General features: G+C 44.8%; 15 protein-coding genes and 1 pseudogene. 5 read left to right on the top strand and 11 right to left on the bottom strand.

Annotated features, from left to right (window positions below; all coding sequences use genetic code 11):
- Window positions 1-1080: 1080 nt before the first annotated feature.
- The 8 genes and pseudogenes from QUA71_RS20255 to QUA71_RS20220 form a co-directional block, all read right to left on the bottom strand.
- Entirely contained in the window at window positions 1081-2364 is a 1284-nt protein-coding gene (locus QUA71_RS20255; protein ID WP_333287720.1) for a calcium-binding protein, read from the bottom strand.
- 525 nt (window positions 2365-2889) lie between these two features.
- Window positions 2890-3222 (bottom strand): annotated as a pseudogene (locus QUA71_RS20250) (calcium-binding protein); the annotation flags it as partial.
- 30 nt (window positions 3223-3252) lie between these two features.
- Window positions 3253-3399 (bottom strand): hypothetical protein, encoded by a 147-nt coding sequence (locus tag QUA71_RS20245; protein WP_190660285.1) that lies wholly within the window; start codon window positions 3397-3399, stop codon window positions 3253-3255.
- Window positions 3400-4213: 814 nt separating this feature from the next.
- Window positions 4214-4378, bottom strand: coding sequence for a photosystem II assembly protein Psb34 (gene psb34, locus QUA71_RS20240; protein WP_333287717.1), 165 nt, complete (start codon window positions 4376-4378; stop codon window positions 4214-4216).
- 47 nt (window positions 4379-4425) lie between these two features.
- The gene (locus QUA71_RS20235; RefSeq protein WP_333287715.1) at window positions 4426-4710 is read right to left on the bottom strand and encodes a hypothetical protein; all 285 of its coding nucleotides are present in this window, start codon (window positions 4708-4710) and stop codon (window positions 4426-4428) included.
- Window positions 4711-4827: 117 nt separating this feature from the next.
- Complete coding sequence (locus tag QUA71_RS20230; protein WP_333287713.1) at window positions 4828-5472, bottom strand: ISAs1 family transposase; 645 nt, start codon at window positions 5470-5472, stop codon at window positions 4828-4830.
- Between the two features lie 30 nt (window positions 5473-5502).
- Entirely contained in the window at window positions 5503-5757 is a 255-nt protein-coding gene (locus QUA71_RS20225; RefSeq protein WP_333287711.1) for a Uma2 family endonuclease, read from the bottom strand.
- 90 nt (window positions 5758-5847) lie between these two features.
- The gene (locus tag QUA71_RS20220) at window positions 5848-8058 is read right to left on the bottom strand and encodes a Tex family protein (RefSeq protein ID WP_333287709.1); all 2211 of its coding nucleotides are present in this window, start codon (window positions 8056-8058) and stop codon (window positions 5848-5850) included.
- Between the two features lie 237 nt (window positions 8059-8295).
- On the opposite strand from QUA71_RS20220, the gene QUA71_RS20215 reads away from it, so the two are divergent.
- Genes QUA71_RS20215 through QUA71_RS20205 form a run of 3 tightly spaced genes read left to right on the top strand, consistent with a single transcriptional unit; the run spans window position 8296 to window position 9062 of the window.
- Complete coding sequence (locus QUA71_RS20215) at window positions 8296-8445, top strand: hypothetical protein (protein WP_333287707.1); 150 nt, start codon at window positions 8296-8298, stop codon at window positions 8443-8445.
- Window positions 8446-8448: 3 nt separating this feature from the next.
- On the top strand, window positions 8449-8838 hold the full coding sequence (locus QUA71_RS20210) for a Uma2 family endonuclease (protein ID WP_333287705.1): 390 nt from the start codon (window positions 8449-8451) through the stop codon (window positions 8836-8838).
- A gap of 41 nt (window positions 8839-8879) precedes the next feature.
- On the top strand, window positions 8880-9062 hold the full coding sequence (locus QUA71_RS20205) for a hypothetical protein (protein ID WP_333287703.1): 183 nt from the start codon (window positions 8880-8882) through the stop codon (window positions 9060-9062).
- Between the two features lie 55 nt (window positions 9063-9117).
- Here the strand turns inward: QUA71_RS20205 and QUA71_RS20200 are convergent, their stop codons facing one another.
- The 3 genes from QUA71_RS20200 to QUA71_RS20190 form a co-directional block, all read right to left on the bottom strand.
- Window positions 9118-10095 (bottom strand): class II fructose-bisphosphate aldolase, encoded by a 978-nt coding sequence (locus QUA71_RS20200; RefSeq protein WP_333287701.1) that lies wholly within the window; start codon window positions 10093-10095, stop codon window positions 9118-9120.
- Window positions 10096-10391: 296 nt separating this feature from the next.
- The gene (locus tag QUA71_RS20195; protein WP_333287699.1) at window positions 10392-11129 is read right to left on the bottom strand and encodes a phosphoadenylyl-sulfate reductase; all 738 of its coding nucleotides are present in this window, start codon (window positions 11127-11129) and stop codon (window positions 10392-10394) included.
- Between the two features lie 147 nt (window positions 11130-11276).
- Complete coding sequence (locus tag QUA71_RS20190; RefSeq protein WP_333287697.1) at window positions 11277-11483, bottom strand: hypothetical protein; 207 nt, start codon at window positions 11481-11483, stop codon at window positions 11277-11279.
- Window positions 11484-12058: 575 nt separating this feature from the next.
- Between QUA71_RS20190 and QUA71_RS20185 the strand changes: the two genes are divergently transcribed.
- Both QUA71_RS20185 and QUA71_RS20180 read left to right on the top strand, forming a co-directional pair.
- Window positions 12059-12424 carry a response regulator gene (locus QUA71_RS20185; protein WP_333287695.1) on the top strand — a complete coding sequence of 122 codons (366 nt, stop codon included), beginning with the start codon at window positions 12059-12061 and terminating at the stop codon, window positions 12422-12424.
- 257 nt (window positions 12425-12681) lie between these two features.
- A complete protein-coding gene (locus QUA71_RS20180; protein WP_190662981.1) occupies window positions 12682-13185 on the top strand; it encodes a chemotaxis protein CheW in 504 nt (167 codons plus the stop codon).
- Window positions 13186-13266 lie beyond the last annotated feature (81 nt).

Raw genomic sequence — 13266 nt, 5'->3', positions numbered from 1 at the left:
GATGCACCTTACTTGCTCTCCATTTTTGGACACCATACCTAATTTACCACTATTTGAGCCTTAACTGAACCGTATTGTCTTCTACCGTTGTTTTTCCGAAGCCCTCTAATACGGTTGTTGAAAAATGGCAACTTTCCACCCAGGGAGATTTAGCCCACGTCGTAGTCATGCAAAATCATAGCGATGAACTATTGGAGCGCTTTGTTGCAGATTATCTGGAGAGCCATTATGAGCATTTATCCGCTCAAGTTTTGAGTGCCACAGTTTAGAGTACCAGTCAATCCTCAATCGGCTGAGTTTCTGCACTTATCCTAACGCTGAGCCAGTTTCAAAGGTAATTATTGCCTCTGAAGCTGGCTTATTACTGGAGTTTAGACTAAAAAGTACGATCGCCCTCAAGCAAAAGCGCGATCGCCCTCAAGCAAAAGCGCGATCGCCTTACCACAGTCTTGGGGGCTAAAGAACCAATAACAGAGAAAAAAATACCGAGCCAGCTCTGTTGGAGTTGACCCGGATGCCGGAAGATAGGGAAGTATCACCAGCCCTTATAATGTGGTCTGGTTGGATTTAATGTAGTCTCATTTGCATTTAATCTGGTCTGAAGTTGAACTTCAGTTGTATTTAAGGTGGTCTCGAAAAAATCCTGATTGCGGTCTCCTACACCTAGTCCGCCGCCCGCAGCGGCAATTCAGACCGCGCATCAAGCAGACGCCCAAAAGCTTCACGAGCCCGGGTCGGGTATCCCCTCGTCACGGGGCAGATTGAAAGTAATTGTCGATCGTACTCGGGTTTAAGGCTGGGGCTTTCTGAAAGCATTGAAAGCTTAAACATCAGGTCGGATTCAGAGTGGATTAACTTAACTAATTTTTCAAAGTGGAGATGGATTTTAGTAAAGGGAAAGGGAAATATCTTTGACCCCAAAGCATAAACCAATAAGCACAATCCACTCCCCACAGTCAAATCTTCGATTCTTTCAGAAAATTGGAGAAAAGCGTTATCAGTAAAAAATAAAGGGTCTTTTAGGACAGCAAAACTTTTCTGTTAGCTAGCTCTCCCATACCTCACCTCTCAAATACACTGCTAGGCGACAAAAATTGTTTGACCGTTGGTTAAACGGCTAAAGTCATAGGTTGTGCTACCAGCTATGAGTTCTTCAAACCCAGAAGTATTCATGATAATGCTATCCTTAGTGAAGTTTACCCCTGTTCCCGATATTCCAACGGTATAAGTTCCTGACGTTAACTCCAGTGTGTCTTTACCGTTTCCGCCATCGAAATTGCCGCTACCAAAACCCTTGAGATAGTCTTTACCATTTCCTAAAAATACGTTGCCGGTCCCCTCAAAACCTCCCTCGGCAATAAGGGAGTCTTTACCATTACCCATATTAATAACACCCTCACTAAAAACACCCTCGTTGTAAATGACACCAGTGCTAGTGATTATGTCGTCACCATCCCCAGTATCAATGGCGCTGTAGTTGGCAAGGGCATGGTTAGGAAAGAATTTAGAGGGAGTGAGAGCAAGGGAATCGTTACCCTCTCCTAAAAATACCCCACCCGAGTTGTAAAGTCCTCCCTGTAAAATGATGGAGTCGTTACCACTACCAGTATCAATTGTACCGCCGTTGCTGCTGTTATATAGGGGCAAATTGCCATTGTCCTCGGCAATGATGGAGTCGTTACCATTGCCAGTATCAATGCTGCCGTTGTTGTAGAGGATATAATAATTGCCAGTGGCAGTTATTATGTCGTTACCATCACCAGTATCAATGCTGCCGTTGGATAGGTTTTCGATACCGCTGCCACTGCTGGTTGTACCAGTGATTAGGTCATTGCCAGCACCAGTATTTATAGGCCCGTAATTGAGGATGCCACCGAATTTGGTACCAATGCCAGTTATTATGTCGCTACCATCACCGGTATTGAAGGTATCCCAATTGTTTTCGATGCCGAAAAAACCAGTACCCGTTATTATGTCGTTGCCATTTCCAGTATTGAGGGTGCCAGACTGACCCAAAATGCCACGATCTATGCCAATACCCGTAAGTATATCGTTACCCTCACCAGTATCAATGATGCCTTCTACGTTGTAAATACCATAACCCGTAAAAGAATTGTTGGTTGGGTCATTGAAAATGCCCGTGAGTCTGTCGTTACCACCGCTGGTATTAAGCGTGCCAGTGTTGACGACGCCACCGGGGGCAGGAACCCCAACGTCGGGGATACTGTTCCCAGTCTCACCATTTATTATGTCGTCGCCACCAAGAGTATTAGCAATCCCAGTATTGAGTATTTGTTCCACCCCAGACGCGGGGACAATATCAGCCTGGTCAGTAAACGTTAGACTTGAAAGTTCGATCGCCATTGGAAGACCTCGCTATTAAGAAAAAAACCCATAAAAGAAGGTTAGATGTTACTGCTTATATTTGTATCCCAAGCCACAATATTCTATTCTCTAGTGTTTTATTTCTTAACACAGTCAAAGCTATTTTGATAAGACAGCTTGCTCCTACAGGTTTTTTGTATCAGCAACAATTAATAATTGACGACTATGATTATAACAGTGAAGGGTTTTAACAGAGAAAGGAAAATTGGTGGGATCTTCAACTCCAAACAATAGTCTTAAAACTGAAGCTATGGTTTATTCGGACAACACAGATGGACAGGGTTGTTGCAAATTACAGAAACGGTTTATCGCTCGGCAACAACTATTGGGGGATTTCCAGACAAACTGAAGCTTGCTCAGTTCGCTGTTGCTTTCTTGTAAATTAGCGGTAAAAATAGGTTACACAACGGCAATAACTGTGCCTATTAATGCCAAGGATTGTTTGCCAATTTTAATCATGTTTCCTGAGTAAAAATAATTTTACCAATGACCCCTTTACTATCTCTAGACCGAGATGAAATCTTCAGAACCGATAAGATTGGGAGCAACGCCTGTCAAAGAAGCTAAAACTTCACCGCTGCCGGCTACTCTAATTAATGTGCCGTTAGTTCCAGGAGAAATTGATAGCTGTCCGAAGGTCAAGCCATTGATTAATTGCACGGTATCTTGAAAGTTGGCGAAATCAGCGATCGTATCAATTCCCAATCCGGCACCTAAAACAAATACATCATTGCCCGCGCCGCCGACTTGAATATCGTTTGCCAAACCGCCGTTTAGGGTATCAAAACCTTTGGCGACATTGAGGATATCGCTGCCGTCGCCCCCGACAAGGATATCGTTGCCCTAACCGCCTTGGCGGTTGCTGTACTATCGCCTTGGCATTGTAAATCTTAGCCCGTTAGCAATCTGGCGAATGTGTTCCTTGTCGGCAGACAGCATGAGGTGATTGTAGTTTGTCCCATTCAGACGAATCGGTGTGGGATAGCGGACAATCAGCGTTGCCATTCTTTCCATTGTCCGATCTTGGTCAGAGGAAGGCAAAATTAAACACGCTGGGCGGCCCTGGATTTGTAACCTCTGCATCTGGGGACGAGTACCGTAGGGATTTAGTCTATGATTCAGTGCATCCTTACAAACATTCTGAATCGTTGACGGTGGCGGTGACGACAACCCCGTTATCTGGAAGAATCCATCCGCTGCGCTGAAACGTTCTTCATAGCCCTTTGTAGGTTGCCAATTGCTGGGGTAGCTAAAGGTAACACCATACGTCGAATTATTGTATAGCTTTGTACTGGGAGCAGGTTTACGTGAAACTTGCTTTTGACCAACTGATGGGGAAAGCTGGCTGCTACTGCTACCTGGGGAGAGTATTCCCGTTAGTGGCACGAAGATTAAAACTCCTAGGGTACACAAGAGTGAATATCGATAAACAATGTTTTTCATGGATTTTCTTGAAATACTCTACAAGGCTTACGCAAACAGCCAGAAATAGCCCTTTTTTTAAGGACTGTTTAGTTATTCAACAATCTTTGTGAATTGGAACAATCCCGAACTGTTTTACTGATACCTTCCATTCGCATTTACCTAAATCCGGTTTTTATAGCATTTCTCAGATAAATGAGGTATGTAATAAGGCTTGAAAATCTCGATATTCAGGTAATCTCGTGTACCTCATCTTTTTAAGAAAGGCTATTGGAACGGTAGCCTTAGAAATTCGGTTTGCTAAACACCTACCCGATTCGAGCTGCGGTACTGCCAAATATAAACTGAAAAACTGCCTCCTGTAACCCAAGAGGCAGTAAAAACGAGTGCGGGCAAATGCTTGAAGTTAGGCAGCGAAAGCAGTCAGCACCAAGAACGTCACCAACAAGACAGCACCAGCACCTTGAAGGGCGTACCGACGCTGCAGGTCGGCTGAAGGGTACTGGGCGTAAGACATTTTGGGTACGACGGCGTAGTTGTTGAGGGTTCCGTTTTCGTCGGTGGTGTACATCGCTTGTTCTTCCTTTGCTTTCTTATGTAAATTAATGTAACAAAGTGTTAAGTGATGTAACAGTGACTTGACACAAGCTCATGAGTGATGTTAATCACCGACGATCGACAAGTGTGAAGATTGCAGGAGTCACTTGCCAAATGGCTGTCCCCACCACTGCCAGCATTCTTTGTTAAATGGCGACTTCCATTTATAGATAAGCTCTGACTCCAGTTGTAGTCGCTGTTTTCGATTAAGTGGCGCTCCGTACCAAAACGCAATAGCCACAGCCACATCCAGGGAATAACGCCGATGAAGTTCGATGTAGTTGGCAACGTAGCTATGGCAATCATGGCTCATCTACCGTTGTTTGGGAGTGCGGTGCGTTTCTCCCACATACAGCAGCAAGGGAAGCAGGGTGGATTAATTGGCGAAAAAATAAACTAAGCCGATCGGGCAATTTGATGATGCTACGTGAAAGATTTAACTGGTTTGTCTGGACACTGAAAACCGAAAAGCAACTCACAAAGCTTTTCGACCTGGGTGGCCATCAATCTTAAAGCTTGTGGAAGAGTATTTGTACCATTCATCCGAGCGAGCGATACTAAAAATTGTCTAACCGTTGCCCAATTAGCAGGTGAGTTGCCACGGCGATGAATACAGTTATCCTCATTTAAGGTCACCTCTTTAACCCAATGCAGTCGCTTCTCAATTAGCCAGTGTCCCCGAATTGCATCGGCAAATTGATGAGCCGACCAATCCAAACTACTTAAATAATAATGTGTTTCATGGAAATCAATCAATCGACGACGACTTTTTTTCCCTGACCATCTGCTGCCAGTTCTCTCGATCGCAATTATGTGTTTGGCGCCCGCCCACAGGGGTAATAATTGAGGAGCGATGGCATAAATTGTGGTGATTCGAGTTGTTGTGCGTCCATGTAGGTGTTCGTGGGTTTGATTTTTGTCGCTCTCACTCTGAGATTTGACTACTTTTTGAGCGGCTTTAAACAGATTTGATTGATTATTTTTGGGTAGTGGTGAATAGTAATGGTAAGCTGGTAAGCGAGGATATTCAACCATTGCATTGGTGCAATTTGGTAGTTTGTGCATCATTACAATGCCTCTCTTCGCTCTTGACCATTACTATTCACCACTACTAAAAAAATTAGATGTCTCCTCCCAAACTTTCATATCTGCCATGTAAGGTATGCAGCCACTTCCCCGAAGATGATTTTTCAAAAGTAGAGATATGTTCCCCATAATAATGACATGAGGTTTACTTTTTCCTGCTTTTGTATAGATTTTCCCGTGCCTGTACTCGTGTTCGATCGGATTGACTTTCTCGGCTGGTAAATAATCTTCAGGAGAGACGTAGGTGTCGCTTTTACTTGCAACCATATAATTTTGAGGTTGGTGAGGATTACACAATTATAGCCGTAGCTTGCGGGGCGGGACGCCATCGCCCTTTTTCACCTTTCCCCCAAACTTTTAACGACGGCGCGGGGCCGGAAGCCTCGCGCTATTGCCATTTTGCGGTTGCGGTTTTTCTTGCAGCTTCATCGTCAAACTAACCCGCTTTAACTTCTCATTCACCTCCAAAACCCGCACTTTCACCACTTGTCCGACTTTGACAATCTGTTTGGGGTCATCTACAAAGCGATCGGCTAATTGAGAAACGTGAACCAAACCATCTTGGTGCACCCCCACATCAACAAAGGCTCCAAAGTTAGCTACATTCGTGATTATTCCTTCTAATTCCATGCCAACTTGCAAATCGGAGATTTCTTTGATTCCTGCTTGGAAAGTGGCATATTTAAACTCGGCTCGCGGGTCTCTTCCCGGTTTTTCTAGTTCGGAAATAATGTCTCGGAGTGTTGGTTCTCCTACTTTTTCTGTGACATATTTCTTGATGTTTACAGTCTTGATTTTTTCCGAAATTTGTGTTATTTCAGTCAGAGGCAAGTCTAAATCCTTGGCGATCGCCTGCACTACAGGATAACTTTCGGGATGAACTGCTGTATTGTCCAGGGGGTTTTCGCCGCCGCGAATGCGGAGAAACCCGGCTGCTTGTTCAAAAGCTTTTGGCCCGAGTTTGGGAACTTTCAGGAGTTGGCGGCGATTTTTAAATGCGCCGTTTTCGTTGCGGTAATTGACGATATTTTTGGCAACTGTTGCCGTCATTCCCGATACAAATGTCAGCAGTTCTTTGGAGGCTGTGTTTAAGTCAACTCCGACATAATTAACGCAGCTTTCGACTGTTTCGTCGAGTTTCTTTTTGAGCAGTTTTTGGTCAACGTCGTGCTGGTATTGACCGACTCCTATTGATTTCGGGTCGATTTTCACGAGTTCGGCGAGGGGGTCTTGCAAGCGCCGTCCGATGCTGACTGCGCCGCGGACGGTGATGTCGAGGTCTGGAAATTCGGCGATCGCCACTTCGCTTGCTGAATAAATCGATGCACCGGATTCATTCACCATGACTTTAATCGGTTTCCTGTCCATTTCTGCCAATACTTCCGAAACAAATTCGTCTGTTTCCCGGGAAGCTGTACCGTTGCCGATCGCGATTAATTCAATTTTATATTTTTCAATTAAATGCTTGACAATTTTACCAGCTTGCTGGCGCTGAGCTGCCGCTTGGTGGGGGAAAATTGCTTGATATTCTAAAAATTGCCCGGTTTCGTCAAGGGCGGAAACTTTGCACCCCGTGCGAAATCCCGGATCGATCGCCAATGTGGGTTTCATTCCCGCCGGCGCCGACAGCAGCAACTCGCGGAGGTTGGTTTCAAAAGTGGCGATCGACTCGATATCAGCGATGGCTTTGTTGTGCGATCGCACTTCTGTAATTAACGAAGTCTTCATCAGTCGGTTGAAGGCATCCTTCAAAGTCGATCGATAAAACTCTTTAACTTCCGGTATCCTAGTTCTAATTTCCTGAGCTTCCAAATAAGCCATCACTGCGGATTCATCAAACGCCAGTTCCAAATCTAAAACCCCTTCCGTTTCCCCGCGAAACAGCGCTAACATATTGTGCGACTGAACGCTTCTCGCTGCAACTTGGTAATTGCGGTACATTTCAAATTTGGTGCTTCCTTCCGGAAAATCATCTTTAATTTTCGAGACAAAAACTCCTGTTTTCATCAAAAACTCTCGCAAATAAGCGCGCAATTCGGCTTTTTCCGAAACCGCTTCCGCCAAAATATCCGCAGCACCTTTGAGAGCTTCTTCTGCTGTTTTAACGCCCTTTTCTTCCGAAATGTATTTAGCTGCTTCCGCCTCCAAATCTGCTGGTTTAGCCGTCGGTAAGTTCAGACATTTGATAAAATTCGCCAGCGGTTCCAAACCTTTTTCCCTAGCAATTGTCGCTCGCGTCCGCCGCTTTGGTTTGTAAGGCAGATAAAGGTCTTCTAGTTCGTTTTTTTGCAAACATGATTCGATTTTTGCTTGCAGTTCTTCAGTGAGTTTTCCCTGAGAGCTAATCGTCTCTAAAATCGAGTTTTTGCGCTCTTCAATTTCCGTCAGATAGGTGAAGCGATCGGAGATGTCGCGCAACTGAATTTCATTCAACAAATCCGTGCGTTCTTTGCGGTAGCGGGCAATAAACGGAATAGTTGCTCCCTCGGCGAAAAGTTCCAGAGCATTATTGACTTGAGACAGATTAATGGAAAGTTCTTGAGCAATCAGTTGAGGAATGTCGATCATAGTGCAGAATTTCGGATCAGTCGATTTGAGATTTAAGAGGTGAGATTGACTTCACAAAAGAGAGGAAGAAAAGTTGGCAATAAACGTTTTACAGGGTGTTGGCGCTCGTCCTGCAAGTATTAAAAAAATGATGTTAGCATAAATGCAGTCATTTCTCAATATTATATGTTGCTTTTTAAATAATATCCTGTGTCGCAAACAGATCCGCTGCGATCGCCCAGATAAACGCTGCCGACGATGTACGATTTACCCAGCGAAGACCCGGAGGAACCTGGTTTGCGGGACGAATTTCACGATTTGCAGCCGCAGTTGTTGAGCCTGACGTTTCTGCCTCGGAATTATCCAGCTTCTGAGATATTTAGCGGCACCGACATGAACCTTTATTAGGACGTGCATCACACTCTGTGGCACCAGCGGCCGGATTGGTTTGGAGTTGTGGGAGTTCCCCGACTTGACGATCGCTCCGAACAGCGGATGAGTTACGTTACTTGGCAGGAAGGGGTGAATCCTTTTGTAATTGTAGAACTGCTTTCGCGGGGAACGGAAAAAGAAGATTTAGGCGACAATACCGATGAAGAAAAGTTGCCACCTCAGTCGGGAAAGACTGCGGGTAACGGGCAAGTTTTCGAGTCGGAGACGAAGGAGGAACCGCCGAGAAAATGGGATGTTTACGAGCAAATTTTGCGTGTTCCTGTTTATGCCGTTTTCAGTCGGTATACTAACAAATTGCGAGTGTTTGAATTGAAGGGCGGACACTATCAAGAATTAGAATTGCCCTAGTCGCGAGTGTGGATGGGTGACCTAATTTTGGGCTTGGGTTTGTGGCAGAGTTTCAGGAAATCGATCGACTGTGGCTGCGCTGGTATGATGTTGATGGCAATTGGATTCTGACTGAAGCGAAACAGCAACGGCAGCGGGCCGAGTCAGCGGAAGCTCAATTGCAGTCTTTAATTCGGTGGCTGCGGGAATCTGGCATAGCTGCCGATCGCTTTTTAAACGGTTAGAGAGGACTGAAGTCCTGACTAAAAACGGGTTCGCAGTCAGGACTTTAGTTTTTTTTTACTTCAACATAAGACTCAAGGCCTCACTATACACAGGCTTTAACCTTTGATCGAAATTTGATTGGTTGCGGCTTGTTTGTTTGTTGCGGGTACTCTTTGCGGTCAATTCAGCCGTCTCGACAGAGTGATGCAAATAAGCTTTACCGACAGAACCGAAAAGTTGCAGTTTGTCAGAAATGACCCATCGCATGGCATCGATAGCTTTTTCCATTATTTCCAACAAATCCGGATGTGCCTCAGAAATGCTACTTTTTAACACGCCCATATAAGCTTCGCGAACTTCTGTATTCACATTAAATTTCGATACTCCGAATTGAATACATTGATGAATCATTGATTCCGGCAAGCCGCTAGCACCGTGCATCACTAACGGCACTGAAACAGCAGCCCGGATTTTTTCCAAACGAGGAAAATCTAGTTTTGGTTGGCTTAAATATTTGCCGTGAACGTTACCAATTGTTACAGCTAAAAAATCCACCTTAGTTTCTTTGATAAACTCTACTGCTGCCACTGGATCGGTCATCCTTGCGGCTTTCTCATCGATTGTCAAACCCTCTTCCCTGCCACTAATTCTGCCGATTTCTGCTTCAACTGCCGCACCGTTAGCGTGGGCTAATTTAGTCATTTCCCGGCTAAATATTAAGTTTTGTTCGTATGGCAAAGGAGAACCGTCTGCCATAATGGATTTAATGCCGGCGGCTAGACCGATGTGAATGTCTTTTTCTGAGGTGCCGTGATCTAAGTGTACTGCGATCGGCACAAAAGATGCGCGGGCCGCTTTGATGCACAGCGCGACTAAAGGGGATTTTCCGTATAGGAGGGCGCTGGGGTGAAGTTGCAGTATAGCAGGACTGTGCAGCGCTTCGGCCGCTTTGATGACGGCTTTTACTCCTTCTAGGTTGTAGACGTTAAAAGCACCGATCGCATAACCACTTCTCAAGGCTGTGTTCAGCAATTCTCTAGTTGAGGCGAGCATATAGTACCTACTTTAAAAACTTTTCTGAATGTTGATCATTCTATCAAAGTTCTAGGCCAAACTCAGCTTGATTTGTGTTTATTTTAATTGCGAATTCTTCCGCTAGTATTAATTCTGAATGTCGATCATTATATCAAAGTTCTAGGGCAAGGTCAGCTTAATTTGTGTTTATTTTAATTGCGAATTCTTCGGCTACGATTTATGTGAAGTGCATTTATTTTTGGGTTGGGTAAGGTGCGCTAGGCGCACCCTACTATTTTTTTGGTGCGCTAGGCGCACCTTACTCCTTAAGTGATTTACTCTTTTTGTGCGTTACCAGCGTGCAAACCGCACTCTTTTACGGTCGCTTCTTCCCACCACCAGCGACCTTCGCGTTCGTGTTGGTTCGGCAATATCGGCTTCGTACAAGGTTCGCAACCAATACTTATAAAACCGCGTTCGTGCAACTTGTTGTAAGGCACATCCAAAGCGCGAATGTATTCCCAAACCTCTGCGGAAGACCAGTTTGCTAAGGGGTTGAATTTAATTAATTCATGGTCGGGAGTGGAGAATGCAGTGTCAACTTCAATAACTGGAATACCGTTGCGGGTACTGGGACTTTGGTCTTTCCGCTGACCAGTAATCCAAGCATCGAGAGTATTCAGTTTGCGGCGCAGCGGCTTGACTTTCCGCACGCCGCAGCATTCTTTGTGACCGTCTTGATAAAAACTAAACAATCCCTTTTCTTCTACTAGGGCTTGTACTTCTGCTGCATCGGGAAACATTACTTCTAATTTAATGCCGTAATGTTTTCTGACTTGATCCAAAAACTGATAAGTTTCGGAGTGCAGCCGTCCGGTATCTAGGGTAAAAACGCGGAAATTTTTGGTAATTTTTGAGGCAAGATCGATCAGAACTACATCTTCAGCCCCGCTGAAAGAAATCGAGATATTGTCAAAATTTTCTAGGGCAAATTTGAGAATGTCTCGCGGTGTTTTTTGACTGTATTCTGCTTCTAGCGCGGCAATGTTGAGATTTCTTTGGATGGCAACCATATTTTCGGGTTTTCGGTGTTCTTTTCCTCTAGCCCTTTATTATAGCCGATCGCCGTCTCTCCCTCACCGACTAATTTGACAATCAAGCAATGTCATCCGCAGCCTCCGGATTCATCCGTGAAACGAGAAAAAAGCTCCGAATGCTCATCACCAGCCCCCGGATTTATCAGTGGGAGCGCTTTCTTCAATTCTCAAATCTAAAATCTCAAATCTAAAATCGATTGACCGCATCTTGCAGCAGTCTTTGCTGCTGGGCCCACGATCGAGCTCAAGGATGGCGATCGCCTGCTGGTAGTAGTTTTGGTGAACCCAACACTCCTCTACTGGGTAAAATGGGACTGCCGCGCGATCCATTGAATTTGCCCCCCAATTATAAATCGCACACAATAAAATTCTTTAAATGTCCTTGTTATCCTCCTCTATTTTGACTTGTCTCATTAATAAAATAATAGCGTTCACTAAGCGATATTGGGCTGTATTTTAACTAAAAAAAATATTTTAACACCAGTAACAACACCGCTATAACTACTTTTAATTGGCTGTTAGTGGCGATAATTAAAAAATTACTCTACCTTCTTTAGGCAATGCTCTAAACTAGGTGATTGGGAATAAAGCTAAAACAATATCATAGCAAATTCGGCTTTGGTATTCCCATCGATCCTTCTACTAAGACCTGTGGGTTTCCCAACCGCAAATTACCAACGATCCATTACTAATTGCCGATTTATTTATTCAGAGTGATTCCGTTAGCAAAGTAAATTTTTATCGCTTTTTAGGGCTGACCGCCAAGCTTCAGCCATACGATCGGCTATATTGTATTTAGAAGTACATTAATTTGTCCGCAAAGCGGTCTAGTCTCATCGCCGCCGATCGCGCCAGCTTCTGAATAAACGTAGTCCGCTGTCAATAACAGCAAGGAAGTGTGGAATATGTCAAAAATTTTAGTCGTGGACGACGTTAAGAGCGAACTAGAAATCATCTGCCGCATTCTTCAAGATGCCGGAATGGATGTGATCCGGGCAGGCGACGGCGAAGAAGCGATCGCCATGATCCGCACAACCCGTCCGGCTTTGGTCGTTTTAGATGTAGTGATGCCACGAATGAACGGGTTTGAAGTGATCAGAGAATTGCGGGGCGATCGCGCAACTGCAAAATTGCCCGTAGTATTTTGTACTCATAAAAACACCGAGATCGATAAAGCTTGGGGAACTGATTTAGGCGCCGACGCTTACGTTAGCAAACCCTTTGAACCTCAGCAACTCCTCCACATAGTGCAGCGTCTGCTTTCCGCGTAATCCGAATATAAAGCGATCGGCAGCTTTCCAAAAAATATTATACCGACCAACCCCGTTTTTTTTAAGAAACTGGGTTTTTGAAACCCATAAAAGTTTTATATTTAATGATAGCAACCTGCTTGTTGGCCAACCGGCGGTTTATTTAACATAAACATTTGACGCACCAAAACTGATGCAGAAAAACTAGATCGGCGATCGACTTTAGGGTCAAAGCAAAATTCTAATTGGTAAGCTACACTATAAACAAAAAATAAGCCATGAAAATAACGGCTCCCACGGCAGGGGGGAATCAGACAAGTATAACAAAGCAATTTCTCCTGTTCGGTCAGGGAGGCAGTCTGTTCGGCATAGAATTAGAGGCAGTGCGGGAAGTCCTTTCCCTCAAGGAACAACCGATTTCCCTGGTTCCCAACACCCTGCCATTTTTGCTGGGATTAACCAACTTGAGGGGCGAAATCTTAGCAGCAGCAGACTTCGGACTGTTCGTCGGTATTGAGTCGGTTGACATCTACCACCCAAACAGCCGCATCTTAGTTGTAGAAGCGCCCGATCCGCGAGACGTGAGATTGTTGTCGAGAATCCGCCTAGGATTAGCCGTTTCCCGCGTCGAAGGAGTTTTACCTCTCCATCCCGATCGCATTGTCTCAGCACTAGATGTGAGTCCCGACCTAGCTCCATTCTTAAAAGGTCTGTACAATTCCGAAGGACGCTTGCTAATGATTGTCGATGTAGAAGCGATCGCCCATTCCGAACGCTGGTAAAAATCCACCATAAACGTAAGTCTGCAACTGCTTTGCATCAATACATTTAACTAACGATCGCCCGCATCCGATTTGCCCATC

The organism is Microcoleus sp. MON1_C5, from assembly GCF_036701875.1.
Classification (GTDB): Bacteria; Cyanobacteriota; Cyanobacteriia; order Cyanobacteriales; family Microcoleaceae; genus Microcoleus.
The sequence above is the reverse complement of the archived record's forward strand: the minus strand, read 5'-3'. Positions and strand labels throughout refer to the sequence as shown.

Bases quoted from the DNA above. Each gene is read 5' to 3' on its own strand.
- QUA71_RS20245 (WP_190660285.1), bottom strand. From the start codon at position 3,399: ATGGAAAGAATGGCAACGCTGATTGTCCGCTATCCCACACCGATTCGT.
- QUA71_RS20200 (WP_333287701.1), bottom strand. From the start codon at position 10,095: ATGCTCGCCTCAACTAGAGAATTGCTGAACACAGCCTTGAGAAGTGGT.
- QUA71_RS20190 (WP_333287697.1), bottom strand. From the start codon at position 11,483: ATGGATCGCGCGGCAGTCCCATTTTACCCAGTAGAGGAGTGTTGGGTT.
- QUA71_RS20225 (WP_333287711.1), bottom strand. From the start codon at position 5,757: ATGGTTGCAAGTAAAAGCGACACCTACGTCTCTCCTGAAGATTATTTA.
- QUA71_RS20215 (WP_333287707.1), top strand. From the start codon at position 8,296: ATGTACGATTTACCCAGCGAAGACCCGGAGGAACCTGGTTTGCGGGAC.
- QUA71_RS20185 (WP_333287695.1), top strand. From the start codon at position 12,059: ATGTCAAAAATTTTAGTCGTGGACGACGTTAAGAGCGAACTAGAAATC.
- QUA71_RS20255 (WP_333287720.1), bottom strand. From the start codon at position 2,364: ATGGCGATCGAACTTTCAAGTCTAACGTTTACTGACCAGGCTGATATT.
- QUA71_RS20195 (WP_333287699.1), bottom strand. From the start codon at position 11,129: ATGGTTGCCATCCAAAGAAATCTCAACATTGCCGCGCTAGAAGCAGAA.
- QUA71_RS20180 (WP_190662981.1), top strand. From the start codon at position 12,682: ATGAAAATAACGGCTCCCACGGCAGGGGGGAATCAGACAAGTATAACA.
- QUA71_RS20230 (WP_333287713.1), bottom strand. From the start codon at position 5,472: ATGATGCACAAACTACCAAATTGCACCAATGCAATGGTTGAATATCCT.
- QUA71_RS20235 (WP_333287715.1), bottom strand. From the start codon at position 4,710: ATGATTGCCATAGCTACGTTGCCAACTACATCGAACTTCATCGGCGTT.
- QUA71_RS20220 (WP_333287709.1), bottom strand. From the start codon at position 8,058: ATGATCGACATTCCTCAACTGATTGCTCAAGAACTTTCCATTAATCTG.
- psb34 (WP_333287717.1), bottom strand. From the start codon at position 4,378: ATGTACACCACCGACGAAAACGGAACCCTCAACAACTACGCCGTCGTA.